Genomic DNA, 24,987 nt, shown 5'->3' on the forward strand with positions numbered 1-24,987 from the left:
TGCAAAGTTCAACCAAGCCTATCAACTATTGGCAATACGAAAGCCCACCTTGAGCGTCACCTGGAAGTGCGCGGCCTTGCCGTCCTTGATGTGGCCACGGGTTTCGGTCACCTCGAACCACTCCAGATGCTTGATGCTCTTGCTGGCCTCGGCCAGGGCATTGTTGATGGCGTCCTCGATGCTGGTTGGGGACGAACCCACCAGTTCGACTTTCTTGTAGGTGTGATGATCAGACATGAGCGTTCTCCTGGGTCGTTGAATAAAGCCTAGCAGTGATTCTTCGTACTGCTTCTGGCGCCCCTTCTCACTTGAAAGTTCAGATTTACTGCACTTTCTGCACCCCCCGCAGTCGGAACCAACAATGCCACTCAATCACTCCAGGAGAGCCCACATGGCCAACACCTCTTTACGCAAAGCGTCATTGGAAAGCATGGAAGCCGAGATTTCGAGCCTGCTCAAATCCCTTGAGAGCCTCAAGGACGATGCGTCTGACGAGTCGCGCAAAACCCTCAAGGCCCTCAAAAGCAATGCCGAGAATGCCCTCAAGCACTCCCGCCACCTGATCAGCGACGCCTACGAAGAAGGCAAAGTGAAAATCCGCGAAACCGGGGCGGCCACCCGTGACTATGCCCAGGAGCACCCTTGGACCACCGCCGGCGTTGCCGTTGGCGCCCTGGGCCTGCTGGCGGCCTACCTGCTGTGCAAGCGCGGTGACTAAGCCGGCTGGCGCGCCAGCTCAGCCTTGAGCCACTGCGCCAGCTGCCGGGCGCGCCCATCTGCGGCGCGCTTGGGTAACCACAACGCCAGGTGCGCCGGGGTTTGGCTAAAGCCCCACGGCGCCACCAGGCGACCGGCGCGCACGTCCTCCGCCACCAGCGGTTGCGGGGCGATCGCCACCCCCAGGCCAGCCACGGCCGCCTCCAGCAAATAATACAAATGCTCAAAACCCTGGCCGTACTGCAACGCGCCGGCCTCGATGCCATGGTGCTGCGCCCAGTTGGGCCAGGCTTGCGGACGCGAGGTGGTGTGCAACAGGGCTTCGCCCAGCAGGGCCTGGGCGGGCGCCTCGCGCAGGGCCTGGTAGTGGGCAAAGTGCGGGCTCATCACCGGGCCGATCCGCTCGCCAGCCAGTTCGTACACCTGCATATCCGCAGGCCATGGCGGTTCGGCAAACACCAGTAGTGCATCCAGGCCCGGCCGCCTGGGGTCAAGGTCGCCTTCGCCCGCCGACAGATGCAGGCGCAAATCCGGCAAGTCGGCATTCAGGCGCCCCAGCCGTGGAATAAACCAGCGCGCCAGCAAACTTCCGGAACAGCCAAGCACAAAGGGCGCGTCGGCGCTGCTCTGGGTCAACGCCCCGCACACATCCCGCAGGCGCTCGAACGCCTCGACGCTGGCATCGCGCAGCCGCACGCCGGCATTTGTGAGTTTAATGCCGCGCCCATCCTTGACGAAAAGACTCACGCCAAGGTGTTCTTCCAACACTTTCAGTTGTCGGCTGACGGCACCGTGGGTCACGTGCAATTGTTCGGCAGCCTGGCTGACGCTGTTGAGGCGGGCGGTGGCTTCAAATGCGCGCAAGGCGTTAAGCGGGGGAAGGTCTCGGCTCATCTGTGAGTTTTCCTGACAGGTTGCGGCGATCTTATCGGTTTTCACCGTACCGCGTCAGGGGGTAGAGTGGCCGTCATTGCCTCTCCCCTCTCTTCTTCCTGGAGCGCACCATGACCCAGTCCCAGACCGATTTACGCAACGGCCCTGACGCCAACGGCCTGTTTGGCGCATTCGGTGGCCGCTACGTGGCGGAAACCCTGATGCCGTTGATCCTCGACCTGGCCCGCGAATACGAAGCGGCCAAGATCGATCCGGCCTTCAACGAAGAACTGGCCTACTTCCAGCGCGATTACGTCGGACGCCCAAGCCCGCTGTATTTCGCCGAACGCCTGACCGAGTTCTGCGGCGGCGCCAAGATCTACCTCAAGCGCGAAGAGCTGAACCACACCGGCGCACACAAAATCAACAACTGCATCGGCCAGATCCTGCTGGCGCGGCGCATGGGCAAGAAACGTATCATCGCCGAGACCGGCGCCGGCATGCACGGCGTGGCCACCGCCACCGTCGCCGCGCGGTTTGGCCTGCAATGTGTGATCTACATGGGCACCACCGATATCGAGCGCCAGCAGGCCAACGTGTTCCGCATGAAGCTTTTGGGCGCCGAAGTGATCCCGGTGGTCGCCGGCACCGGCACCCTCAAGGACGCGATGAACGAAGCCCTGCGCGACTGGGTGACCAACGTCGACAGCACCTTCTACCTGATCGGCACCGTGGCTGGCCCGCACCCTTACCCTGCAATGGTGCGCGACTTCCAGGCGGTGATCGGCAAGGAAACCCGCACCCAGTTGCAAGCCCAGGAAGGCCGCCTGCCGGACAGCCTGGTGGCGTGCATCGGCGGTGGCTCCAACGCCATGGGCCTGTTCCACCCGTTTCTCGATGACACCAGTGTCGAGATCATTGGCGTCGAAGCCGCGGGCTACGGCATCGAGACCGGCAAGCACGCCGCCAGCCTCAACGGCGGCGTACCGGGCGTGCTGCACGGCAACCGTACCTTCCTGTTGCAGGACGACGATGGCCAGATCATCGACGCCCACTCGATTTCCGCCGGCCTGGATTACCCCGGCATCGGCCCTGAGCATGCGTGGTTGCACGACATCGGCCGCGTCCAGTACACCTCGGTAACTGACGACGAAGCCCTCGACGCCTTTCACAAATGCTGCCGCCTGGAAGGGATTATTCCTGCACTGGAAAGCGCCCACGCCCTGGCTGAAGTGTTCAAGCGCGCACCGACCCTGCCCAAGGATCACCTGATGGTGGTCAACCTGTCGGGCCGTGGCGACAAAGACATGCAGACCGTGATGCACCATATGGAACAGTCTCAGCAGGAGAAACACTAAATGAGCCGCCTGCAAACCCGCTTTGCGCAACTCAAGGAACAAAACCGCGCCGCCCTGGTGACCTTCATTACCGCCGGCGACCCGGGGTATGACACCTCCCTGGCGATCCTCAAGGGCTTGCCGGCAGCCGGTGCCGATGTGATCGAGTTGGGCATGCCCTTCACCGATCCGATGGCCGACGGCCCGGCGATCCAACTGGCCAATATCCGCGCGTTGGGCGCCAAGCAGAACCTGGCGAAAACCCTGCAGATGGTGCGCGAGTTCCGCCAGGGCAATAGCGACACGCCACTGGTGTTGATGGGCTACTTCAACCCGATCCATATGTACGGCGTGCCGCGCTTTATCAGTGATGCCAAAGAGGCCGGCGTCGATGGCCTGATCGTGGTCGATATGCCGCCGGAACATAACAGCGAACTGTGCGACCCGGCCCAGGCCGCCGGCATCGACTTTATCCGCCTGACCACGCCCACCACCGACGATGTGCGCCTGCCCACGGTGCTCAACGGCAGCTCCGGGTTTGTGTACTACGTGTCGGTGGCCGGTGTGACCGGTGCCGGTGCCGCCACCCTGGAACACGTGGAAGAGGCCGTCGGCCGCCTGCGCCGGCATACCGACCTGCCAATCAGCATCGGCTTCGGCATCCGCACCCCGGAACAGGCCGCCGCCATCGCCCGCCTGGCGGACGGTGTGGTGGTGGGGTCGGCGCTGATCGACCATATCGCCAATGCCAGCCACGACCAGCAAGCGATCGATGGGGTGTTGAGCCTGTGTGCCGCGCTGTCGGAAGGTGTACGTAACGCCCGTAAGTAACGGTGGGCGGGCTTGCTCGCGAGGGTCGTTAACGATGACGCAGGATGCCTGACACCTTGCGGCTTTTTATCTGACACCATCGCAGGCAAGCCGGCACCTGCATTTTTGGACTAGGCTGAAGCGGGCAGGCTACCTGCCTTCACTCACCGTACTTCATGCCTATTGCCGTCTAACCGCCTCGGCACTCTGCAGTTCTTGCCTTCCCGGTCGTTAAGTTAGCCGCATCAGAAGTCATTCTGTCTCTTTGGAGCACAACATGGCATTTGATCTCGTCACCTCCTCGGACCGCCGTCATTCCACGTTGCAAAAGGGTTTCAACCTGCGTTGGCCGTTGGGCAATGTGCAGGGTGAGTCGTCGCCCAATGGCGCCAGCCGGATCTACATCTGCTACAGCGAACAAGACATTATCGACGCCGCCGCCCAGGCCCTGGCGCTCGCCGATGGGCGCATTACAGTGCGCAGCGGCGGCCATTGCTATGAAGGTTTTGTCTCCAACCGGATGCCCGGCCACCCCAACGAAACCCTGTCGATCCTCGATATAGGCCGGCTCAAGACCCTGGCGTATCAAGCCGACGGGCAACTGCGCTCGGTGCTGGTGCCCGAGGCGCCCTATGGCTACCAATTCCGCGTGGCGGCCGGCTGCCAGAACTGGGACACCTATGTGGCGCTGTACACGGCCGCCGGCAAGACCCTGCCCGGTGGCTCCTGTTATTCCGTGGGCGCCGGGGGGCATATCTGCGGTGGCGGCTATGGCTTCCTGTCACGCAAGTACGGCCTGACCTGCGACTGGTTGTCCGGCGTCGATATCCTGGTGCCCAACCCCCAGGGCACGGGGCTGCTGGCCACCCATGTGTCCCGTGAAAGCAGCGACGCCGATGAACTGGACCTGTTCGCCGCCTGCTGTGGCGGCGGGGGCGGGCAGTTCGGCATCATTACCAGCTATTACTTCAAGGCACTGCCACAAGCGCCAAAGGAGGTGTATTGGCTGGTGCTGGAATGGGATTGGGCCGACCTCACGCAAGCGGCCCTGGAGCGTCTGCTTGAGACCTACCAGGCCTGGTTTGCGAACAATCAGGCGAATGCCAATACCTGGGGCCTGGCGACAAAACTGGAAATGCGCCATCAGAACACCGGCAACGTGACCCTGGGTATTCATTACGTGGACAAGGATGGCTTGCTCGATGACCTGGCGCCTTTCGAGGATTTTGTCGCCACGATGCTCGCCGCCGTCGCCGTACGCGCCACCGAGTCGATCCCGCCGTTTTATGTGGTCCACCTGCCGCGCAGCAGCCAGGCCGGGCGCACGATCGACTCACTGTCCAGCGCGCACCAGGCCGCCAGGCGCATGGATTGGCTACCGTTCAGTCAATCGGTCAACGGTTCCGGCGATAACCAGCGGGGTCGTTACAAGTCGGCCTATCAAAAGGGCGTGTTCACCCCCCAGGTGCTGTCGGCCATCTGGGCAACCCTCACCCGGCCAGACCCGGATAAATACCTGACCCAAAGCCTGATCCAGATCCAGTCGTTTGGCGGGTGTATCAATCAGCCCGATGGACCCACACGGGCACAAAGCTCGGTGGCCCAGCGCTCGTCGTATCTCAAGTGGCAGCCGCAATGCTACTGGCGCGATGCCAGTGCCGAGGCCGACCAGGCCCATGCCGACTGGATTCAAGGCCTGTATTTCCAGGCCTTCGCTGACAGCCAGGGCGTGCCGCTCAATGATCAGTTCGAGGGGTGCTACATCAACTACCCGGACCTGGACATGACCTACCTGGGCGGGAACCCGGCCAATGGGAAAAATACCCAGTGGTACCGGATCTTTTTCCCGAACACCATTATCGAAAGCCGCCTGCGCCGTACCAAAAAGCGCTGGGACCCGTTGAATATCTTCCGTAACGAGATGTCGGTGCCGACCACGCCGTAGCCGGGGTAGAACGGGCGACCCCGGGTCGCTCGTCACTCCTTGAGTTCGATGCGCTCGACCTTGCCCACCAGCAATATGTAGGACAGCGCACCGAGCAACGCCAGAACGGCAATATAGGTGATCGCCGGCGCAAACGAATCGCCGGTGGCCAGAAAGCCGATGACGATCGGCGTGGTGATCGCCGCCAAATTGCCGATGAAATTGAACACCCCGCCGGTCAGCCCCAACAGCCGTGCCGGCGCCAGGGTCGACACCAGCGACCAGGTGATCGAGGCCAGGCCGTTGCCGAAAAACGCCACGGCCAGGAACGCAATCACCCACGGCGTCGAGTCGACGAAGTTGGCGCCGATGATCGCCGTGGAGATCAGCAGGCCGCTGATGATCGGCAACTTACGGGCAAAGCCTACCGAGGCGCCACGGCGGATCAGCCAATCGGAAAACAGCCCGGAACACAACACCCCGACAAAGGCGGCGAGGAACGGCAGCGAGGCGAGCAGGCCGGACTTGATGAAGTCCATGCCGCGATATTTCACCAGGTAGGTCGGGAACCATGTCAGGAAAAACCACAGGGTCGAGTTCAGGCAGAACTGGCCCAGGTAGATGCCCCACAGCTTGCGTTTGCTCAAGACGATGCCCAGGTCGACCCAACTGAAGGGGGCCTTGCGCTTGGCGGTTTGCGCCTCCAGGTCTACCAGCCCGCCGCCGGCGCGGATCAGCTCGATTTCTGCGCTGTTGACCCCTTTGAAATCCCGTGGCTCGCGGTACACCGCGTACCAGACCACCGCCCAGAGAATGCCCACCGCACCGGTGCTGATAAACACCATGTGCCAGCCATAATGGTGCTGCAACCAGGCCAGCACCGGGGTCAGGAACGCCAGCCCGACGAACTGCCCGGACGTGTAGAAGCCAATGGCCGTGGCGCGCTCACGCTCGGGAAACCAACTGGTGACCACCCGGCTGTTGATCGGATAGGCCGGCGCTTCCAGGGCGCCTACGGCCATGCGCAACACGAACAGGGCAATAAAGCTTGCGGCAAACCCCAGCATTACCGTGGCAATCGACCACAGCAGCAGGGCCGCGGTGTACAGAATGCGCGGCGGCACCCGGTCCACCAGCCAGCCGCCGGGGATTTGCATGGCGGCGTAGGTCCAGCCGAACGCCGAGAAAATCAGCCCGACGTGCACCGGGTCGATCCCCAGGTCACTGGTCAGGGCCGGCGCGGCAATCGACAGGTTGCTGCGGTCCAGGTAGTTGATCACCACCGTGATAAACAGCAGGACCATGATGAAGTAACGCTTGCGGCTGGGCGTGACAAGGGACGCCTGCCCGGTGAGGGTTTCAGGATGCATGAGGGGAGCCTCTTATTATGTTTATTGAGGTCTGAAAAAATTGACTGAAGAAACCGTACTCAGTGTGGGAGCGGGCTTGCTCGCGATAGCGGTGTGTCAGTGCCTGATAAGTTGGCTGATTTACCGCAATCGCGAGCAAGCCCGCTCCCACATTGACCGCGCTCTTTCAGGCAGGGCTTACCACTCGGCAAAACTGCCATCGGCATGCCGCCAGATCGGGTTGCGCCAGCGGTGACCAATGGCCGCGCGCTCGATCACGTATTGCTCGTTGATCTCAATCCCCAGGCCCGGCCCGTTGGGGATCTTCACAAAGCCCTGGTCGTAGTCGAAAACACCCGGGTCGCGTACGTAATCGAGCAGGTCGTTGCTCTCGTTGTAGTGAATGCCCAGGCTTTGCTCCTGGATAAACGCGTTGTAGCAAACCGCATCCAGTTGCAGGCACGCCGCCAGGGCGATCGGCCCCAGCGGGCAGTGCAGGGCCAGGGCCACGTCGTAGGCTTCGGCCATGTTGGCGATCTTGCGGGTTTCGGTGATGCCGCCGGCGTGGGACGCATCCGGCTGGATGATGTCGACGTAGCCTTCGCTGAGCACGCGTTTGAAATCCCAGCGCGAAAACAGCCGCTCGCCCAGGGCAATCGGGGTGCTGGTCAGGGGCGCCAGTTCCTTGAGCGCTTCGTAGTTTTCGCTCAGCACCGGCTCTTCGATAAACATCAGCTTGTACGGGTCCAGCTCTTTCATCAGCACCTTGGCCATGGGCTTGTGCACCCGGCCATGGAAGTCCACGCCGATACCGACATTCGGGCCGACCGCATCGCGCACAGCGGCAACATTGGCCAGGGCCTGGTCAACCTTGTCGAAGGTGTCGAGAAATTGCAGCTCCTCGGTGCCGTTCATCTTCACCGCCGTAAAGCCACGGGCCACGGCTTCCTTGGCCGCACGGGCGGTGTCGGCCGGGCGGTCGCCGCCGATCCACGAATACACGCGGATCTTGTCCCGCACCTGGCCGCCCAGCAGGTCGCTGACCGACACGCCGAGGGCCTTGCCCTTGATGTCCCACAACGCCTGGTCGATACCGGCCAGGGCGCTCATATGGATCGCGCCGCCCCGGTAGAAGCCGCCGCGATAGAGCACGGTCCAGATATCTTCGATATTGCGTGGGTCTTTGCCGATCAAGTAGTCGGACAGTTCTTCGACCGCCGCCGCCACGGTATGGGCGCGGCCTTCAACCACGGGCTCGCCCCAACCGGTTACGCCGGCGTCGGTTTCCACTTTGAGGAAGCACCAGCGCGGCGGCACGATAAAGGTGGTCAGTTTGGTGATTTTCATCTGCTTGTCTCTCTTGTCGGATGCAGCGCCGGGGCGCCAGGCACACTCAGTTCAAGGCGTTCCAGGCAGCGACATACGCCTGGGCACGGCCCGCCACCTGCTCGACACTCATACCGGGCTTGAACAGCCCGGAGCCCAGGCCAAAGCCCTTGACCCCCGCGTCGACGAACACCTGCATGTTGTCCGGGGTAATCCCGCCCACCGGCAGCAACACCGTGCCGGCCGGCAACACCGCCAGCCAGGCCTTGACCACCGCCGGGCCCATTTGCTCGGCCGGGAACAGCTTCAGCACATCAGCGCCTTCGGCCAGGGCGGCGAAGGCTTCGGTGGGCGTCGCGACCCCGGGCGACAGGTACAGGCCCGCGGCTTTGGCGGCGCGCAGCACCTTGGCATCGCTGTGGGGCATGACGATGACCTGGCCACCGGCCGCCTTCACCTGTTGCACCTGCGCCGCGGTCAACACCGTGCCGGCACCGATCAGGCAATCGGCCGGCAACGTCTCACGCAGGGTGCGGATGCTGGTGTAGGGATCGGGCGAGTTGAGCGGCACTTCGATCACCCGGAACCCGGCCTGGTACAGCACCTGGCCGACAGCGGCGGCCTCGTCCGGGCGCAGGCCGCGCAGGATGGCGATCAAACCGTTTTGTGTGAGTGCTTGCTTGAGCATGTCAGGCCTCGATGGCAGGTTGAGTGAGCCCGGCGGCCAGCGCCAGTTGCCACAGGCCACGTTCGCTCGCTGCTTGCGCAAGGCTGACGTGGCTGAAACCACACCGGGCGAGGGCGCGTTGGTAGCGGGCACAGAGGGCAGCGGCACCCACCAGGATGATCGGCGTGGTGCGTGCACGGTCGGGCAAGCCGGCCAGTTCATGGCCGATCAGCAGGCCGGACAGGTAGTCCGGCTGCTGCTCGGCAGTCAATTCGGCGGTCAGTCCCAGGGTGCGCGCACTGAACAGCGTCGACAGCACACCGCGCCGGCCATCCCCTGAACGTGCCACTTGCACGCCCCGGTCAAAGGCCTCTGCCTGGAACTGCCCGGCGCTCTTTTGCGTACGCCCGAGCAGGCTGTGCTTGCTCAGCACCGCAAACAGTTCGCCGGTCATGAAGGTGTCGAAGTGGGTGATGCAGCCATCGACCACCTCGACCCATTTGGAATGGCTGCCAGGCAGGCCGATCAATAATTCACCGCCGGCAGGCAGGCTTTGCAGCACGCCGAGCACCTGGGTTTCTTCGCCGCGCATCACATTGGGCAAGCCGACCTGCTCGATCACCCCGGGCACGATATGCACCTCGACACCGCGCAGGCTGCGTACCTTATGCAGCGCCTGGCCCAGGCCTGCGACATCGACCGGCGTATTGCGGTAAGGCGCCTGACCCCACCCCTGGGCGCTGCCGACCATGCCGCAGGCGATCACCGGCAGATGGGGCTGGGCCTCCAGCCAGTCGCCACAGGCGCTATCAAACGCCAGTTCAAAACCATCGCTGCAGTGAACGCCGGCAATCAACCGCGGTTCGCTGGGCAAATGCATGATCCCCGACGCCAGCGAGCGCTGTTCGAGGACCTGGCCACCGGGGCCGAGTTTATAAGCACGAAGGGAACTGGTTCCCCAATCGAGCGCGATCAATTGCGCCGGCATCGCTTCACCTGGAATGTGGGTGCTGAAAAAGCAGATGGCCGAATATAAACCCAAGGTTTGAAACATCTCAATATATAAATATCAATCCCATATATTGGAACAATGAAAAGAAAATCCCTACGCAATCGTGCTTTTTATCGCACGCAAACGTAAGGATTCAGCTGACTGTAACCGGTTAAAAAATCGACAGATCCAACGGACGCATGGCCCCCATCCAGATCGCGTAGTCGGTGTGGTCCTTCAGGTCATCACCGGTCTCGGGATGCAAGAACACCACCAAGCCATTGCGATTGAGCGCCAGCCACGGCAGTGCCACACCAATGTACTGGGGGTCGAACGCCAATTGGCAGCTCCAGTCCGGGTGGGGCCCCACCGGCCGCTCATGCATGCGCCCCCTGTGCAGCGGGAAGATGGCCGCCGCGTCCTCACAGAGCTTGCGCGCCTGCTCGATCGTGCTGGCGTCGAAGTAGATATGGGCGTGATAGCCCTTGATACATGGCATGACAGGCTCCGGGCTCGTTGATCGGCCGATCCTAGACCGCAATCGACGGCAGGGCCAGCCCGGCCAGGGACTGCACACTGCCGGCCTGCTCGGCCATCAGCCACTCGACAAACCGCTCGATCAACGGCCCACGCCGTTTGCGCTGGGGCAACACCACGTAATACCCAAAGCGCGAGATCACCGTGCCGTCAATCGGCCGGCACAGCCACTGCTGCTCCAGCAGGTTATCCACCAGGTGACGCCAGCCAATGGCCACGCCCTGGCCGGCAATCGCCGCCTGGATCAGCAGGGTGTAGTTGTCAAACCGCAGCGGCCCCGGGGTCGGCGCGGCAGTGATCCCCAGTTCGCGAAACAGCCCGTTCCAATCGAACCACTGGCTGTGGCTTTCCTGGCGCAGGTGCAGCAACGGTAACGCCTGCAGGCTCTGCAGCGACAGCGGCGTGGTGCGGCCCTTGAGCAGTTGCGGGCTGCACACCGGGAACACTTCCTCGTTGAACAACCACTGGCTGTGGCCCTGGCGAAAACGCCCATCGCCAAACAGCACGGCCACATCGATGTCACTGCGCAGGGTCGCGTGGTTACGCTCACTGGTGACCAGGCTCACATCCACCTGCGGGTTGGCTTCATGAAAGCGATGCAGGCGCGGCATCAGCCAGTAGGCGGCGAACGCGAAGTCGGTCGCCACTTGCAACACTTCGTGCTGGTCCTGTTGCGTGATCAGCCCCAGGCCAGCCTCCATGCTCTGCAACCCGGCCTGGACGTGCTCGAACAACAGCCTGCCGGCGTCAGTCAATTCGATGCCGCGGTAGATGCGATCGAACAAGCGTACGGCCAACTGCTCTTCCAGGCGCTTGATCTGCTGGCTGACGGCCGGCTGGGTGGTGCCCAGCTCCATCGCCGCCGCCGTGAAGCTGCGATGACGGGCGGCGGCTTCAAAGGCGCGCAACAGGTCCAGCGACAGGTTACCCAGGGCTTTATACATAAGCAGTACTTATCCTAGACATTGCTCTCTATGGGCTTTACCACGTATTCCATGGCCCCCATGCTCAATCGCATAAATATTGACTATGGAATGCCGAGAGACCATGAAGCGCAAGAACATTCTTTTCATCATGGCCGATCAAATGGCCGCACCGTTGCTTCCGTTCTACGGTCCTTCGCCGATCAAACTGCCCAACCTCAGCCGCCTGGCCGCCCAGGGCGTGGTGTTCGACGCCGCGTACTGCAACAGCCCGCTGTGTGCGCCGTCGCGTTTCACCCTGGTTAGTGGCCAGTTGCCGAGCAAGATCGGCGCCTACGACAACGCGGCGGATTTCCCCGCCGATATACCGACCTACGCCCACTACCTGCGCCGCCTCGGCTACCGCACGGCGCTGTCGGGCAAGATGCATTTCTGCGGGCCGGACCAGTTGCACGGCTATGAAGAGCGCCTCACCAGCGATATCTACCCCGCCGACTATGGCTGGGCGGTGAACTGGGACGAGCCCGACGTGCGCCCCACCTGGTATCACAATATGTCGTCGGTGCTGCAAGCCGGCCCGTGTGTGCGCACCAACCAGCTGGACTTCGACGAAGAGGTGGTGTTCAAGGCCCAGCAGTACCTGTTCGACCATATTCGCGAGGACGGTGACCAGCCGTTCTGCCTCACGGTCTCCATGACCCACCCCCACGACCCGTACACCATTCCCAAGCCGTTCTGGGATCTGTACGACGACAATGACATCCCAATGCCTACAACCCCGCCCCAGGCCGACCTGGACCCCCATTCCCAGCGCCTGCTCAAGGTCTACGACCTGTGGGACAAGCCACTGCCTGTGGATAAGATCCGCGATGCACGGCGCGCCTACTTCGGGGCGTGCAGCTACATCGACAGCAATGTCGGCAAACTCCTGCAAACCCTGCAGGACACCGGCCTGGCCGAGGACACCATCATCGTGTTCTCCGGCGACCACGGCGACATGCTCGGCGAGCGTGGGCTCTGGTACAAAATGCACTGGTTTGAAATGGCCGCGCGGGTGCCGCTGCTGGTCAGCGCGCCGGGGCAATTCCAGGCTGGGCGGGTGAGTGCGGCGGTGTCCACCGCGGACCTGTTACCGACCCTGGTGGAGTTGGCCGGCGGCGAACCGGACCGCCGATTGCCCCTTGATGGCCGCTCACTGGTCCCTCACTTGCTGGGGCAGGGCGGGCATGACGAAGTGTTCGGCGAGTACATGGCCGAAGGCACCATTGGCCCGCTGATGATGATTCGCCGGGGCGCCTACAAATTCATCTACAGCGAGGATGATCCCTGCCTGCTGTTCGATGTGCATAACGACCCCCGTGAACAGCAAGAACTCAGCCAGTCGCCGGCCCACCGCACGCTGTTCGACGCGTTCCTGGCCGAGGCGCGAGCCAAATGGGACATGCCCGCGATCCACCAGCAAGTGCTCGCCAGCCAGCGCCGCCGGCGCCTGGTATACGAGGCGCTGACACTGGGCAAACTCAAGAGCTGGGATCACCAGCCGCTGGTAGACGCCAGCCAGCAGTACATGCGCAACCATATCGACCTCGACGATCTGGAGCGCAAGGCACGTTATCCACAACCCTGCCAAAACCAATAAATCCAGTAAGGGGAAGGCCATGCAAACGTTATCCACAGTCGTGAGTGCCGTGCTGTTGTTGAGTGCGACCCAGGTGTATGCCGACGCCCGTTGCGAGACGGTAAAGATGGCCGACCCCGGCTGGAGCGACATTGCCGCCACCAACGCCATTACCGGCTTTCTACTGAGCGGCATGGGTTACAAGGCCAAGGTCGATACCCTGGCGGTGCCGATCACCTTTGGCGGGCTCAAGGACGGCCAGGTGGATGTGTTTATGGGCAACTGGATGCCCGCGCAGCAGGGTTTCTATGACAAGTTCGTGGCCAATGGCGACGTGGTGCAACTGGCGAAAAACCTCGAGGGCACCGAGTTCACCCTCGCGGTGCCGGACTATGTGTGGGAGGCCGGTGTGCGTGACTTTGCCGACCTGGATAAATTTGCCGACAAGTTCGACAAGAAAATCTACGGCATCGGCTCCGGCGCGCCGGCCAACCTTTCGCTGCACGAGATCATCAAGAAGAACGACTTTAACCTCGGCCAGTGGAAGCTGATCGAGTCCAGCGAACAGGCGATGCTCGCCGAAGTGTCCAGGGCGGTGAAGCGCGAGCGTTTCGTCACCTTCCTCGGCTGGACACCGCACCCGATGAACGTGCAGTTTAAGATGCGTTACCTCAAGGGCGGCGAAAAATACTTCGGCGACACCGGCAGCGTGTACACCCTGACCCGCAAGGGTTATGCACAGGCCTGCCCGAATGTGGCCAGGCTGCTGACCAACCTTAAATTTACCCAGGACATGGAGAACAGCATCATGGCCGAGGTGGTGAACAACAAGGTCAGCCATGCCGACGCGGCGAAGGCATGGATCAGGGCCAACCCAGCGGTGCTGGAGCAGTGGCTGGAGGAGGTCAAAACCCTGGATGGCCAGGAGGCGTTGGCGGCGGTCAAGGCCAGGCTTTAATAGTGCCACCCTGTGGGACCTGGCTTGTGTTTGTGCTGATACCCTGACTCAAACCTTTCGACCTGAGCTGCCCAATGCCCCGGCCCCATACACTCTTCCCATTCCTGCGCTGGCTGCCACGCCAGACCCGCGCCAGTGTCGGCCGGGATGCACTGGTGGGCCTCAGCGGCGCGGTGCTGGCGTTGCCACAATCCATCGCCTACGCCCTGATCGCCGGCCTGCCTCCCGAATACGGCCTGTATGCGGCGATCATCCCGGTGCTGATTGCCTGCCTGTGGGGTTCGTCCTGGCATTTGATCTGCGGCCCGACGGCGGCGATTTCCATCGTGCTCTACACCAGCATCAGCCCGCTGGCAGTGCCGGGCTCCCAGGACTACATCACCCTGATCCTGTTGCTGACCTTGCTCGCCGGCGTCTTCCAATGGCTGTTGGGCCTGCTGCGCTTTGGCGCGCTGGTCAATTTCGTCTCCCATTCCGTGGTCCTCGGCTTCACCCTCGGCGCAGCGGTGGTCATCGCCCTGGGCCAGTTGCCCAACCTGCTGGGGCTCGACCTGCCCAGCCAGGCCACCGCCATCAACAGCCTGCTGGCGCTGATCGACCACGGCGGCGAGTGGGATCGCCCGTCACTGGCCCTCGGGCTCGGCACTTTGCTGGTGGGCGTACTGCTCAAATACTGGGTGCCGCGTTGGCCGAGCCTGTTGATTGCCCTGACCGTGGGCAGCCTGATGGCGTGGGCATGGCCGGCGATGTTCGGGCAAGTGGCGCGGGTCAGCTCGTTTATCGGCCAACTGCCGCCGTTCAGCCCGTTGCCGCTGGACCTGGACATGATCCTGCGCCTGCTGCCCAGCGCCGTGGCGGTGGGCATGTTGGGGCTGGTCACCAGCCTGTCGATTGCCCGCTCGCTGTCGGCACGTTCGCAACAACTGCTTGATGCCAACCAGGAAGTGCGCGCCCAGGGTTTATCCAATATCGTCGGCGGATTTTTCTCCGGCTACCTGTCGGCCGGTTCCTTCACCCGCTCGGGCCTGAGTTACGAAGCGGGGGCCTGTTCGCCGCTGGCGGGGGTGTTTTCTGCGCTGTGGGTCGCGCTGTTTGCGCTGTTCGGCGCGGGGTTGATTGCGCACATCCCGATCCCGAGCATGGCCGCCAGCATCCTGCTGATCTGCTGGGGCCTGGTGGATCATCGCGGCATCCGCGCGCTGTGGCGGGTCAGCCGTGCAGAATTTGTGGTAATGGGCCTGACCTGCCTGGCCACCTTGCTGCTGGAGCTGCAGACGGCGATCTATGCCGGGGTGCTGGCGTCGCTGTTTTTCTACCTCAAGCGCACCTCGCAGCCACGGGTGCAGCAATGGCGCGATGGGGAAGACGATGTGTTGCGGGTCGGCGGGTCGATCTTCTTTGGCGCCAGCCACTACCTGCAGGTGCGCTTGCAACGCCTGCAAGGCCAGCGAGTGGTGATCGAGGCGCAGCAGATCAACTTTATCGACTATTCCGGGGTGGAGATGCTGCATCAGGAAGCGCGGCGGTTGCAGGGGTTGGGACGCAGCCTGACGTTACGCCGGGCGCGACCGCAGGTGGTCGAAGAATTGAAAAAACTGGAAGGGGCCGACAAGTGCCCGATCCTTTTTGAAGACTGAACACGCTCAAAAATTGTAGGAGCTGGCTTGCCTGCGAGAGCGGTGTATCAGTTGGCACATCCGGCGCTGACCCAGCGCTATCGCAGGCAAGCCAGCTCCCACATTAGAATTAGTTAGCCGCCAGTTGTTTACGCAGCTCGGCCAACACCGGCGCCGAATCTGGCCGCACCCCGCGCCACAGGTAGAAGGCTTCCGCCGCCTGCTCCACCAGCATGCCCAAGCCATCCATTGCCAGTGCCGCGCCGTGTTCAGTGGCCCAGCGGCAGAAGGCGGTCGGTTCCTTGGCGTACATCATGTCGTAGCAAAAGGTCTTGCCCGGCTCGACCAGGCTGCCGGCAATCGGCGGTACATCGCCTGACAGGCTGGCGGAGGTGGCGTTGATGATCAGGTCCACCGGCTCACTCAGCCAATCGAAACCGCTGGCGGAGACCGGCCCCAGGTCATCGAACAGTTCGGCCAGCCGCTCGGCCTTTTCCACGGTGCGGTTGGCGATGATCAACGAGGCAGGTTGTTGCGCCAGCAGTGGCTCCAGTGCGCCGCGCACCGCGCCGCCGGCACCCAGCAGCAGGATGCGCTTGCCCGCCAGGCGCAAGCCGGCGTTGACAGTCAAGTCGCGCACCAGGCCGGCGCCGTCGGTGTTATCGCCCAGCAGGCTGCCATCGGCCAGCTTGCTCAGGGTGTTCACCGCGCCTGCGCGTTGTGCACGCTCGGTCAGGGCGTTGGCCAGGCGATAGGCCTCTTCCTTGAACGGCACGGTGACATTGGCACCGCGCCCATGCAGGAAAAACTCCCGGGCGCAGCCGGTGAAATCCTCAAGTGGCGCCAGCAGAGTGCTGTAGTCCAGCGCCTCGCCCGTCTGCTCGGCAAACAGGCGATGAATCAGCGGCGACTTGCTGTGGCCGATGGGGTTGCCGAACACCACATAACGATCCATCAACTGGCCGCCTGGGGCGCAGCAAGGCCGAGCCAGTCACGGTCTTGCAGGAAATAGTCGGTCAGGCGCGCTTCTTCGCTGCCGGCGGCGGCCTTCCAGTCATAGCTCCAGCGCACTTGCGGGGGCAGCGACATCAGGATCGACTCGGTACGCCCGCCCGATTGCAGGCCGAACAGTGTGCCACGGTCGTAGACCAGGTTGAATTCCACGTAGCGCCCACGACGGAACTCCTGGAACTGCCGCTGCTGCTCGGTATAGGCCATGGCCTGGCGACGTTGCACGATCGGCAGGTAGGCGTCGATGTAGGCGTCGCCAATAGCGCGGATAAAGGCAAAGCAGGTGTCGAAGTCCCACTCGTTCAAATCATCGAAGAACAGACCGCCAATACCCCGGGGCTCGTTGCGATGCTTGATGTGGAAGTAGCTGTCGCACCAGGCCTTGTAGCGTGAGTAGACGTCCGCGCCAAACGGCGCGCAGGCCTGCTCGGCCACGCGGTGCCAGTGGATGCAGTCTTCTTCGTTGGCGTAGTAGGGCGTCAGGTCAAAGCCGCCACCAAACCACCACACCGGCTCTTCGCCTTCTTTCTCGGCGATGAAAAATCGCACATTGGCGTGGGACGTCGGCACATGAGGGTTATGCGGGTGGATCACCAACGACACACCGAGGGCTTCAAAACCACGACCGGCGAGTTCCGGGCGGTGGGCACTGGCGGACGGTGGCAGGCCGCTGCCGAAGACGTGGGAAAAGTTGACGCCGCCTTTTTCGATCACGCTCCCGTTCTCGATCACCCGCGTGCGGCCACCGCCACCGGCTGGGCGGGTCCAGGCGTCTTCGATAAAGCGCGTGTCCGCCTCGAAGGTTTCCAGGGCGCTGCAAATGCGGTCTTGCAGGTCGAGCAGGTAGGCTTTTACAGCCTCGGTGCGGGTAGTCATGGCATCACCTTGAATCGGGCAAAGCTACGCGAGGCCATTGGGCGTCGGCGGCAAAGGGGCGCACAGGATACCACCGCACCGGGCGCTGCCACAGTTGACGAAGATCAAGCATAGGAGTCCGATAGGAGCCTTTCGCGAAACAGACTTGAGGACAGTGCAGATGGCCAAACGTATCCAGTTCAGCGCCCATGGCGGCCCCGAAGTACTTGAGTATGTGGACTACACACCAGCGCAGCCCGGCCCACAGCAGGTTCGGGTACGGAACAAGGCCATTGGCTTGAATTTTATCGACACGTATTTTCGCAGTGGCTTGTACGCACCACCGGCCCTGCCCTCGGGCCTGGGCGCGGAAGGGGCTGGCGTGGTCGATGCGGTGGGCAGCGAAGTCACTCAATTCAAGGTCGGCGACCGCGTGGCCTACGGCAGCGGCCCTCTGGGGGCCTACAGCGAGTTGCACGTGTTGCCGGCGGCCAACCTGGTGCATCTGCCGGACGCAATCAGCTTTGAACAAGCCGCTGGCGCCATGCTCAAGGGCCTGACCGTGCAGTACCTGCTGCGCCAGACCTATGAGTTGCAAGGCGGTGAAACCATCCTATTCCACGCCGCTGCCGGTGGCGTCGGCTCCCTGGCCTGCCAGTGGGCCAAGGCCCTGGGTGTGAAGCTGATCGGCACGGTCAGCTCGCCGGAAAAAGCCGCCCTGGCCAAATCCCTTGGCGCCTGGGAAACCATCGACTACAGCAGGGAAAATGTCCCACAGCGGGTGATGGAACTGACCGACGGCAAGAAATGCCCAGTGGTGTACGACGGCGTCGGCAAGGACACCTGGCTCGCCTCGCTGGACAGCGTCGCGCCCCGTGGCCTGCTGGTGAGTTTCGGCAATGCGTCGGGCGCGGTGGACGGGGTGAACCTGGGGATTCTGGCAGCGAAAGGCTCGCTGTACGTGACCCGGCCGACGCTGGCGACCTACGCCAACAATCCGCAGAACCTGCAGGCCATGGCCGATGACCTGTTTGGCATGATCGCAAGCGGCAAGGTGCGCATTGATATCAACCAGCGCTTTTCGTTGGCGGATGCGGCGAAGGCGCAGGTGGAGTTGTCGGGGCGGCGGACCACTGGGTCGACCATTTTTTTGCCATAGGATCTCGGTTGTTTGGCAGACCGCTATCGCGGGCAAGCCGCTCCCACATTCGACCGATTTCCAGCATGGGAATGCGCTCGAATGTGGGAGCGGGCTTGCTCGCGATGGCCACGCCTCGGTCTCAGGACGGGCGGCGAACCTCGCCCGTCGCCAGATCCCGAATCAAACTAGGGTTCTTGCGCCCACCCAGGCTACCGCCCAGCACCAAATCCACCTGCCCACGGAAATACTGCTCCACCCGGATCCGCGTGCGCGCCGCCGGCCGGCCTTGGGGGTTGGCCGAGGTGGAGATCAACGGGCCCACCAGCGAACACAAGTCCCGCACCAGCGGATGATCGCTGACCCGCAACGCCACGGTGTCGTGCTGACCGGTAATCCATGCAGGCAGCAGGTCCTGATGGGGCACCAGCCAGGTATTGGGCCCCGGCCAGGTACTGGCCATGCGGTCGATCCAGGTGTCGGGGAAATCCTCGAAAAGAAAGTCGAATTGCCGGATATTGTCAGCGATCAGGATCAACCCCTTGTCCACCGAGCGGCCCTTGATCGCCAGCAAGCGCTCCACCGCGTCCTCGTTCCACGGGTCGCAGCCCAGGCCCCACACTGCCTCGGTCGGATAGGCAATCACCGCGCCTGCGCGAATCTCTCGTGCGGCTTCTTGCACACGCCACCTGTTGACCATTACTTACTCTCCAGACCAAAGCTCTGCGCAGTTTACCGATCTTCGTTACAAAACCTAACTGCGCGCAAGCCAGCGGCCATTTTCGCAGATCACCCGGCCCTCCAGCTCCAGTTCGGTAAGGCTCGCCAATACCCGGGACAGGCTCTGCCCGCTGGCGGCGGCCAAGCCTTCACTGGTGTAGGGGGCCGCGTGCAACAGCGCCACCAGCGGGTGGGTCACCGCCACCGGCGCAGGCCGCGCCAACGCCTGCCAGCCGCGCAACCCTTCGAGGATGTGCTCGATGGTTTCCACCAGCACCGCCCCCTCACGGATCAGTTGATGACAGCCCCTGGCCCCCGGATGATGAATCGACCCCGGGATGGCATACACCTCGCGCCCCTGCTCAGCCGCCAGCCGCGCGGTAATCAGCGAGCCGCTGGCGACGCTGGCTTCCACCACCAGCACCCCCAGGGACAGGCCGCTGATAATGCGGTTGCGCCGTGGAAAATTACCAGCCTGGGGCCCGGCGTCCAGTGGAAACTCGGAAACCACTGCGCTGCCCTGGGCAATCATCGCCTCGGCGAGCCGGCGGTGGCGCTGTGGATAAAAATTTTCCAGGCCGGTGCCCAGCACCCCGATAGTCTGCCCCCCGACATCTAATGCCGCCTGGTGCGCCGCCCCATCGATGCCCAGGGCCAGGCCACTGGTGATGACAAAACCGGCGCTTGCCAGGCTGCGGGAAAAGGCCGCCGCCGTATCCATCCCGGGCCGCGAGGCGCGTCGGCTACCGACCATGGCCAACTGCGGTTTTTCCAGGATGGCGGGGGTTCCGGCCACGAATAACAACGGCGGCGCATCGTCCAACTCGGCCAGCAAGGCGGGGTAGTCGGGCTGGTCCCACATCAACAAATGCTGGGCCGGACGCTCTAGCCAGGCCAAGGCGACGCTGGCGCCATCGCGCACTTGCGGGCTGCGCCGGGCCTCGGCACAGGCCGCCGGCAACCCCAGGGAACGCCAGGCGCTGGCCGGGGCGCCGATGGCCTTCGAGGCACAACCAAAGGCCTCGATCAAGGTCTTGAAACGCCTGGGCCCCAGCTCCGGCATGCGATGCAAACGCAGGCGGGCTTCCAGCTCGGCAGGGGAAATATCCGCGGTATGGATTACTGACATGTGATCATCCTTGATCAGGAACAAGCTGTGGATAACTCTGTTGGTAACTTCTGTAGCAGGCTAATTATTGCAACTGGTTATTGCCGCCCAGCCTGGCGGCCTGTTTTGAAGACGAGTAGCGATTTCCTCATGGGGGCAATCTCCTTTATTATGTGGGCTCGCGTGAAATGCCTTGGCCTTCGCGGCCTGCGCGCGTTTCACACCGGCCGTGCGGGGTAGCCCGACGCCGATTTGCCTTTACCTCACATGTGCAGCAATTACGCTTATGGCTATTTTGAACATCCTCGAATTCCCGGACTCGCGCCTGCGCACTATCGCCAAACCAGTGGCCGTAGTGGACGACAAGGTTCGTCAGTTGGTCGATGACATGTTTGAAACAATGTATGAAGCCCCGGGCATTGGCCTCGCCGCGACCCAGGTCAACGTGCACCTGCGTGTGGTGGTCATGGACCTGTCCGAAGACCGCAGCGCACCGATGGTGTACATCAACCCGGAGTTCGAGCCGCTGACCGACGAGATGGGCGAATACCAGGAAGGCTGCCTGTCGGTGCCGGAGTTCTACGAGAACGTCGAACGCCCGCTACGCGTCAAGATCAAGGCCCTGGACCGCGACGGCAAACCCTTCGAGCTGATTGCCGAAGGCCTGCTGGCGGTGTGCATCCAGCATGAGTGCGACCACCTCAACGGCAAGCTGTTTGTCGATTACCTGTCCACGCTCAAACGCGACCGGATCAAGAAGAAACTGGAAAAGAAGCATCGCCAGCAAGCTTGATTCCCTTCTTTTGAAGGCTTGCTCCGGCAAGCCTTTTTCTTTTGTGAGACGTTTCCCATGACCGAGCCACTGCGCATCGTTTTTGCCGGCACCCCTGAATTTGCCGCCGAACACCTCAAGGCCCTGCTTGCCAGCCCTTATGAAATCGTCGCGGTGTACACCCAGCCGGATCGGCCGGCCGGCCGTGGGCAAAAACTGATGCCCAGCCCGGTCAAGCAACTGGCGCTGGAAAACGGCATCGCCGTGCTGCAACCGCCGACCCTGCGCAATGCCGAGGCCCAGGCTGAACTGGCCGCCCTGAAACCGGACCTGCTGGTAGTGGTGGCCTACGGCCTGATCCTCCCGCAAGCCGTGCTGGATATCCCGCGCCTGGGTTGCATCAACAGCCACGCTTCGCTGCTGCCGCGCTGGCGCGGTGCGGCGCCGATCCAGCGCGCGGTGCAAGCCGGTGACGCACAAAGCGGCGTGACCGTGATGCGCATGGAAGCCGGCCTGGACACCGGGCCGATGCTGCTCAAGGTCACCACCCCCATCACCGCACAGGACACCGGCGGCAGCCTGCACGACCGCCTGGCCGAAATGGGCCCGCCCGCAGTGGTGCAGGCCATTGCCGGCCTTGCCGCTGGCACCTTGCAGGGTGAAGTACAGGACGACAGCCTCGCCACCTACGCCCACAAGCTGAACAAGGACGAAGCGCGCATCGACTGGAGCCGCCCGGCCGTGGAGCTGGAGCGCCTGGTACGCGCCTTCAACCCGTGGCCGATCTGCCACAGCACCCTGAATGGCGAAGCCTTGAAAATCCTCGCCGCCAGCCTGGCCGACGGCAGCGGCGCGCCTGGTGAAATCATCGGCGCCAGCAAGGAAGGCCTACTGGTGGCCTGCGGCGAACAGGCTTTGTGTCTGACCCGTCTGCAATTGCCCGGCGGCAAGGCGCTGAACTTCAGCGATTTGTTCAACAGCCGTCGTGAGAAATTTGCCCCTGGCATCATCCTTGGAGTGGACGCTTGATGAACCCGCGTTTGGCCGCCGCCAAGGCCCTGGCCGCCGTGCTCAATGGCAAGGCTTCCCTGAACAGCTCGTTGCCGGTGCAATTGGATAAAGTCGACGACCGTGATCGCGGCTTCACCCAGGACCTGGCCTTTGGCACCGCCCGCTGGCAGCCGCGTTTGTCGGCGCTGGCGGCCAAGTTGCTGCAAAAGCCGTTCAAGGCCGCCGATGCCGATGTCGAGGCGCTGCTGCTGGTGGGGTTGTACCAGTTGCTCTACAGCCGCGTGCCGGCCCACGCCGCCATCGGCGAAACCGTGGGCTGCGCCGACAAGCTGAAAAAGCCCTGGGCCAAGGCCTTGCTCAACGCCGTACTGCGCCGCGCCCAGCGCGAAAGCGAGGGGTTGCTGGCCGAGCTGGAACACGACCCGGTCGTGCGCACTGCGCACCCACGCTGGCTGCAAAAATCCCTCAAGGCGTTCTGGCCAGAGCAGTGGGAAGCCATCTGCGCCGCCAACAACGCGCACCCGCCGATGATTCTGCGGGTCAATCGCCGCCATCACCGCCGCGATGCCTACCTCACATTACTGGCAGAGGCCGGCATCAATGCCAGCGCCTGTGTGTACAGCCAGGACGGGATCGTGCTGGAGACCGCAGGCGATGTGCGCAGCCTGCCAGGCTTTGCCGAAGGCTGGATCAGCGTGCAGGACGAAGCCGCGCAACTGGCGGCCGACCTGCTTGACCTGGCGCCGGGCCAACGGGTGCTGGACGCCTGCTGCGCCCCGGGCGGCAAGACCTGCCATATCATGGAAGTCGAGCCGGGCCTGGCCGGGGTCGTCGCCGTAGACCTGGAGGCCAAGCGCCTGGTGCGCGTGCGGGAAAACCTCGCGCGCCTGGGCCTGGACGCCGAACTGATCGCCGCCGACGGGCGCGACACTGCCACTTGGTGGGATGGCAAGCCGTTCCAGCGCATCCTGCTGGACGCGCCATGTTCCGCTACCGGCGTGATCCGCCGCCACCCGGATATCAAGCTGACCCGCCAACCCGACGACATCGCCGCCCTGGCCGTGCTGCAAGGCGAGTTGCTGGACGCGCTGTGGCCGACGCTGGAGGTCGGTGGCATCCTGCTCTACGCCACCTGCTCGACCTTGCCCACCGAGAACACCGAGGTGATCGAAGCCTTCCTTGCCCGCACCAGCGGCGCACGGGAGCTGGATATCGCCACGGCGGCCGGGATCAAGCAACCCCATGGCCGCCAGTTGCTCGCACAGGACGGCGGACATGATGGTTTCTACTACGCAAAGCTGATCAAGATTGCCGCTGCACGCGGTTGAATGGTTTTTAAGGGAGTGACCGGATGAAGATCATCATCCTTGGCGCAGGGCAGGTCGGCGGTACGCTGGCCGAGCATTTGGCCAGTGAAGCCAACGACATTACCGTGGTCGATACCGATGCCGAACGCCTGCGCGGCCTGGGCGACCGCCTGGATATCCGCACGGTCCAGGGCCGTGCCTCGTTCCCCACCGTGCTGCGCCAGGCCGGCGCCGACGATGCCGACATGCTGGTGGCCGTGACCAACAGCGACGAGACCAACATGGTCGCCTGCCAGGTCGCCCATACCCTGTTCCACACCCCGACCAAGATCGCCCGGGTGCGTGAAGCGGCCTACCTGACCCGCGCCGGCCTGTTCGACAACGACGCGATTCCGGTGGACGTGCTGATCAGCCCGGAGCAGGTGGTCACCCACTACATCAAGCGCCTGATCGAAATCCCCGGCGCGTTGCAGGTGATCGACTTTGCCGAAGGCAAGGCGCAACTGGTAGCGGTCAAGGCCTACTACGGCGGGCCGCTGGTGGGCCAGCAACTGCGCCAGCTGCGCGAACATATGCCGAATGTGGAAACCCGCGTGGCCGCGATTTTCCGCCGCGACCGGCCGATCCTGCCCCAGGGCGACACCGTGATCGAAGCCGACGACGAAGTCTTCTTCATCGCCGCCAAGGCCAATATCCGTGCGGTGATGAGCGAAATGCGCCGGCTCGACGAGAGCTACAAACGCATCGTCATCGCCGGCGGCGGGCAGATTGGCGAGCGTCTGGCCGAGGCCATCGAAAGCCGCTACCAGGTGAAGATCATCGAGATGAATCCGGCACGCTGCCGGCATTTGTCCGACACCCTCGACAGCACCGTGGTCCTGCAAGGCAGCGCCTCGGACCGCGACCTGCTGATGGAAGAAAACATCGCCGACGCCGATATCTTCCTGGCCCTGACCAACGACGACGAGGCCAATATCATGTCGTCGCTGCTGGCCAAGCGGCTGGGGGCGAAGAAGGTGATGACCATCATCAACAACCCGGCCTATGTGGACCTGATCCAGGGCGGCGATATCGACATTGCCATCAGCCCGCAGTTGGCCACCATCGGCACCTTGCTGACCCATGTGCGCCGCGGCGATATCGTCAGCGTGCACTCATTGCGCCGCGGCGCGGCGGAAGCCATCGAGGCGATTGCCCATGGCGACTCCAAATCCAGCAAGGTGATCGGTCGGGCAATTCGCGATATCGGCTTGCCACCGGGCACCACCATTGGCGCGATCATTCGCGATGAAGAAGTGATCATCGCCCATGACGACACGGTGATTGCCGCCGGGGACCATGTGATTCTGTTCCTGGTGGATAAAAAACATATCCGCGATGTGGAGAAGTTGTTCCACGTGGGGTTGAGCTTTTTCTGAT

24 protein-coding genes are annotated in these 24,987 nt (G+C 63.0%); 12 read left to right on the forward strand and 12 right to left on the reverse strand.

Going from position 1 to position 24,987, the window contains the following annotated elements; all coding sequences use genetic code 11:
* Positions 1-21: 21 nt before the first annotated feature.
* Positions 22-237, reverse strand: coding sequence for a dodecin (locus tag AO268_RS31370; protein WP_032857113.1), 216 nt, complete (start codon positions 235-237; stop codon positions 22-24).
* Positions 238-391: 154 nt separating this feature from the next.
* On the opposite strand from AO268_RS31370, the gene AO268_RS31375 reads away from it, so the two are divergent.
* Entirely contained in the window at positions 392-718 is a 327-nt protein-coding gene (locus AO268_RS31375; protein WP_076963336.1) for a DUF883 family protein, read from the forward strand.
* Here AO268_RS31375 and AO268_RS31380 read toward each other — a convergent pair.
* Positions 715-1,611, reverse strand: a complete 897-nt coding sequence (locus AO268_RS31380) for a LysR family transcriptional regulator (protein WP_076963335.1) — start codon at positions 1,609-1,611, stop codon at positions 715-717. The genes AO268_RS31375 and AO268_RS31380 overlap by 4 nt on opposite strands.
* Before the next feature lie 110 nt (positions 1,612-1,721).
* Here AO268_RS31380 and trpB point away from each other — a divergent pair, with 110 nt between their 5' ends.
* The 3 genes from trpB (at position 1,722) to AO268_RS31395 (ending at position 5,682) form a co-directional block, all read left to right on the forward strand.
* Positions 1,722-2,948 (forward strand): tryptophan synthase subunit beta, encoded by a 1,227-nt coding sequence (gene trpB / locus AO268_RS31385; RefSeq protein WP_099170842.1) that lies wholly within the window; start codon positions 1,722-1,724, stop codon positions 2,946-2,948.
* Positions 2,949-3,758 carry a tryptophan synthase subunit alpha gene (gene trpA, locus AO268_RS31390; protein WP_076963333.1) on the forward strand — a complete coding sequence of 270 codons (810 nt, stop codon included), beginning with the start codon at positions 2,949-2,951 and terminating at the stop codon, positions 3,756-3,758.
* 256 nt (positions 3,759-4,014) lie between these two features.
* Positions 4,015-5,682 (forward strand): BBE domain-containing protein, encoded by a 1,668-nt coding sequence (locus AO268_RS31395; RefSeq protein WP_099170843.1) that lies wholly within the window; start codon positions 4,015-4,017, stop codon positions 5,680-5,682.
* 32 nt (positions 5,683-5,714) lie between these two features.
* Here AO268_RS31395 and AO268_RS31400 read toward each other — a convergent pair whose 3' ends face one another.
* The 6 genes from AO268_RS31400 to AO268_RS31425 form a co-directional block, all read right to left on the reverse strand.
* The gene (locus tag AO268_RS31400; RefSeq protein ID WP_076963331.1) at positions 5,715-7,031 is read right to left on the reverse strand and encodes an MFS transporter; all 1,317 of its coding nucleotides are present in this window, start codon (positions 7,029-7,031) and stop codon (positions 5,715-5,717) included.
* A gap of 177 nt (positions 7,032-7,208) precedes the next feature.
* Complete coding sequence (gene dgoD, locus AO268_RS31405) at positions 7,209-8,357, reverse strand: galactonate dehydratase (RefSeq protein ID WP_076963330.1); 1,149 nt, start codon at positions 8,355-8,357, stop codon at positions 7,209-7,211.
* A gap of 46 nt (positions 8,358-8,403) precedes the next feature.
* The gene (locus AO268_RS31410) at positions 8,404-9,024 is read right to left on the reverse strand and encodes a 2-dehydro-3-deoxy-6-phosphogalactonate aldolase (protein WP_076963329.1); all 621 of its coding nucleotides are present in this window, start codon (positions 9,022-9,024) and stop codon (positions 8,404-8,406) included.
* 1 nt (position 9,025) lies between these two features.
* Positions 9,026-9,991 carry a 2-dehydro-3-deoxygalactonokinase gene (locus tag AO268_RS31415; RefSeq protein ID WP_076963403.1) on the reverse strand — a complete coding sequence of 322 codons (966 nt, stop codon included), beginning with the start codon at positions 9,989-9,991 and terminating at the stop codon, positions 9,026-9,028.
* Between the two features lie 175 nt (positions 9,992-10,166).
* Positions 10,167-10,493, reverse strand: coding sequence for a DOPA 4,5-dioxygenase family protein (locus AO268_RS31420; protein WP_076963328.1), 327 nt, complete (start codon positions 10,491-10,493; stop codon positions 10,167-10,169).
* Positions 10,494-10,524: 31 nt separating this feature from the next.
* Positions 10,525-11,475, reverse strand: coding sequence for a choline sulfate utilization transcriptional regulator (locus AO268_RS31425; RefSeq protein ID WP_076963327.1), 951 nt, complete (start codon positions 11,473-11,475; stop codon positions 10,525-10,527).
* 103 nt (positions 11,476-11,578) lie between these two features.
* Between AO268_RS31425 and betC the strand changes: the two genes are divergently transcribed.
* The 3 genes from betC (at position 11,579) to AO268_RS31440 (ending at position 15,667) form a co-directional block, all read left to right on the forward strand.
* Positions 11,579-13,093, forward strand: coding sequence for a choline-sulfatase (betC, locus tag AO268_RS31430; protein WP_099170844.1), 1,515 nt, complete (start codon positions 11,579-11,581; stop codon positions 13,091-13,093).
* 19 nt (positions 13,094-13,112) lie between these two features.
* Positions 13,113-14,030: a choline ABC transporter substrate-binding protein gene (choX, locus tag AO268_RS31435; RefSeq protein ID WP_099170845.1), complete on the forward strand. Its 918-nt coding sequence runs from the start codon at positions 13,113-13,115 to the stop codon at positions 14,028-14,030.
* Between the two features lie 74 nt (positions 14,031-14,104).
* The gene (locus AO268_RS31440) at positions 14,105-15,667 is read left to right on the forward strand and encodes a SulP family inorganic anion transporter (RefSeq protein ID WP_099170846.1); all 1,563 of its coding nucleotides are present in this window, start codon (positions 14,105-14,107) and stop codon (positions 15,665-15,667) included.
* A gap of 109 nt (positions 15,668-15,776) precedes the next feature.
* Here the strand turns inward: AO268_RS31440 and aroE are convergent, their stop codons facing one another.
* Together aroE and hemF are read right to left on the reverse strand one after the other, a co-directional pair.
* Entirely contained in the window at positions 15,777-16,601 is an 825-nt protein-coding gene (gene aroE, locus AO268_RS31445; RefSeq protein WP_076963323.1) for a shikimate dehydrogenase, read from the reverse strand.
* Entirely contained in the window at positions 16,601-17,533 is a 933-nt protein-coding gene (gene hemF, locus AO268_RS31450; RefSeq protein ID WP_076963322.1) for an oxygen-dependent coproporphyrinogen oxidase, read from the reverse strand. The genes aroE and hemF overlap by 1 nt, the downstream gene beginning before the upstream one ends.
* A gap of 160 nt (positions 17,534-17,693) precedes the next feature.
* Between hemF and AO268_RS31455 the strand changes: the two genes are divergently transcribed.
* Positions 17,694-18,671 (forward strand): NADPH:quinone reductase, encoded by a 978-nt coding sequence (locus AO268_RS31455; protein WP_099170847.1) that lies wholly within the window; start codon positions 17,694-17,696, stop codon positions 18,669-18,671.
* Between the two features lie 121 nt (positions 18,672-18,792).
* Here AO268_RS31455 and AO268_RS31460 read toward each other — a convergent pair whose 3' ends face one another.
* Both AO268_RS31460 and dprA read right to left on the reverse strand, forming a co-directional pair.
* Positions 18,793-19,350, reverse strand: coding sequence for an L-threonylcarbamoyladenylate synthase (locus tag AO268_RS31460; RefSeq protein ID WP_076964381.1), 558 nt, complete (start codon positions 19,348-19,350; stop codon positions 18,793-18,795).
* Positions 19,351-19,404: 54 nt separating this feature from the next.
* Entirely contained in the window at positions 19,405-20,499 is a 1,095-nt protein-coding gene (gene dprA / locus AO268_RS31465) for a DNA-processing protein DprA (RefSeq protein WP_076964382.1), read from the reverse strand.
* Between the two features lie 265 nt (positions 20,500-20,764).
* On the opposite strand from dprA, the gene def reads away from it, so the two are divergent.
* From def to trkA, 4 genes are read left to right on the forward strand one after another with little or no spacing between them, the layout of a single operon-like run.
* The gene (def, locus tag AO268_RS31470; protein ID WP_099170848.1) at positions 20,765-21,271 is read left to right on the forward strand and encodes a peptide deformylase; all 507 of its coding nucleotides are present in this window, start codon (positions 20,765-20,767) and stop codon (positions 21,269-21,271) included.
* Positions 21,272-21,328: 57 nt separating this feature from the next.
* A complete protein-coding gene (gene fmt / locus AO268_RS31475) occupies positions 21,329-22,279 on the forward strand; it encodes a methionyl-tRNA formyltransferase (RefSeq protein ID WP_099170849.1) in 951 nt (316 codons plus the stop codon).
* Positions 22,279-23,589 carry a 16S rRNA (cytosine(967)-C(5))-methyltransferase RsmB gene (gene rsmB, locus AO268_RS31480; protein ID WP_099170850.1) on the forward strand — a complete coding sequence of 437 codons (1,311 nt, stop codon included), beginning with the start codon at positions 22,279-22,281 and terminating at the stop codon, positions 23,587-23,589. Before fmt ends, rsmB begins: the two co-directional genes overlap by 1 nt.
* A 23-nt stretch (positions 23,590-23,612) precedes the next feature.
* Positions 23,613-24,986 (forward strand): Trk system potassium transporter TrkA, encoded by a 1,374-nt coding sequence (gene trkA / locus AO268_RS31485; protein ID WP_076964386.1) that lies wholly within the window; start codon positions 23,613-23,615, stop codon positions 24,984-24,986.
* Position 24,987: the final 1 nt, after the last annotated feature.

Source organism: Pseudomonas sp. ICMP 8385, assembly GCF_002699915.1.
Classification (GTDB): Bacteria; Pseudomonadota; Gammaproteobacteria; order Pseudomonadales; family Pseudomonadaceae; genus Aquipseudomonas; species Aquipseudomonas gessardii.

Excerpts from the sequence above, each read along its gene's own strand:
- AO268_RS31370 (WP_032857113.1), bottom strand. The coding sequence starts at position 237 with ATGTCTGATCATCACACCTACAAGAAAGTCGAACTGGTGGGTTCGTCC.
- AO268_RS31375 (WP_076963336.1), top strand. The coding sequence starts at position 392 with ATGGCCAACACCTCTTTACGCAAAGCGTCATTGGAAAGCATGGAAGCC.
- AO268_RS31380 (WP_076963335.1), bottom strand. The coding sequence starts at position 1,611 with ATGAGCCGAGACCTTCCCCCGCTTAACGCCTTGCGCGCATTTGAAGCC.
- trpB (WP_099170842.1), top strand. The coding sequence starts at position 1,722 with ATGACCCAGTCCCAGACCGATTTACGCAACGGCCCTGACGCCAACGGC.
- trpA (WP_076963333.1), top strand. The coding sequence starts at position 2,949 with ATGAGCCGCCTGCAAACCCGCTTTGCGCAACTCAAGGAACAAAACCGC.
- AO268_RS31395 (WP_099170843.1), top strand. The coding sequence starts at position 4,015 with ATGGCATTTGATCTCGTCACCTCCTCGGACCGCCGTCATTCCACGTTG.
- AO268_RS31400 (WP_076963331.1), bottom strand. The coding sequence starts at position 7,031 with ATGCATCCTGAAACCCTCACCGGGCAGGCGTCCCTTGTCACGCCCAGC.
- dgoD (WP_076963330.1), bottom strand. The coding sequence starts at position 8,357 with ATGAAAATCACCAAACTGACCACCTTTATCGTGCCGCCGCGCTGGTGC.
- AO268_RS31410 (WP_076963329.1), bottom strand. The coding sequence starts at position 9,024 with ATGCTCAAGCAAGCACTCACACAAAACGGTTTGATCGCCATCCTGCGC.
- AO268_RS31415 (WP_076963403.1), bottom strand. The coding sequence starts at position 9,991 with ATGCCGGCGCAATTGATCGCGCTCGATTGGGGAACCAGTTCCCTTCGT.
- AO268_RS31420 (WP_076963328.1), bottom strand. The coding sequence starts at position 10,493 with ATGCCATGTATCAAGGGCTATCACGCCCATATCTACTTCGACGCCAGC.
- AO268_RS31425 (WP_076963327.1), bottom strand. The coding sequence starts at position 11,475 with ATGTATAAAGCCCTGGGTAACCTGTCGCTGGACCTGTTGCGCGCCTTT.
- betC (WP_099170844.1), top strand. The coding sequence starts at position 11,579 with ATGAAGCGCAAGAACATTCTTTTCATCATGGCCGATCAAATGGCCGCA.
- choX (WP_099170845.1), top strand. The coding sequence starts at position 13,113 with ATGCAAACGTTATCCACAGTCGTGAGTGCCGTGCTGTTGTTGAGTGCG.
- AO268_RS31440 (WP_099170846.1), top strand. The coding sequence starts at position 14,105 with ATGCCCCGGCCCCATACACTCTTCCCATTCCTGCGCTGGCTGCCACGC.
- aroE (WP_076963323.1), bottom strand. The coding sequence starts at position 16,601 with ATGGATCGTTATGTGGTGTTCGGCAACCCCATCGGCCACAGCAAGTCG.
- hemF (WP_076963322.1), bottom strand. The coding sequence starts at position 17,533 with ATGACTACCCGCACCGAGGCTGTAAAAGCCTACCTGCTCGACCTGCAA.
- AO268_RS31455 (WP_099170847.1), top strand. The coding sequence starts at position 17,694 with ATGGCCAAACGTATCCAGTTCAGCGCCCATGGCGGCCCCGAAGTACTT.
- AO268_RS31460 (WP_076964381.1), bottom strand. The coding sequence starts at position 19,350 with ATGGTCAACAGGTGGCGTGTGCAAGAAGCCGCACGAGAGATTCGCGCA.
- dprA (WP_076964382.1), bottom strand. The coding sequence starts at position 20,499 with ATGTCAGTAATCCATACCGCGGATATTTCCCCTGCCGAGCTGGAAGCC.
- def (WP_099170848.1), top strand. The coding sequence starts at position 20,765 with ATGGCTATTTTGAACATCCTCGAATTCCCGGACTCGCGCCTGCGCACT.
- fmt (WP_099170849.1), top strand. The coding sequence starts at position 21,329 with ATGACCGAGCCACTGCGCATCGTTTTTGCCGGCACCCCTGAATTTGCC.
- rsmB (WP_099170850.1), top strand. The coding sequence starts at position 22,279 with ATGAACCCGCGTTTGGCCGCCGCCAAGGCCCTGGCCGCCGTGCTCAAT.
- trkA (WP_076964386.1), top strand. The coding sequence starts at position 23,613 with ATGAAGATCATCATCCTTGGCGCAGGGCAGGTCGGCGGTACGCTGGCC.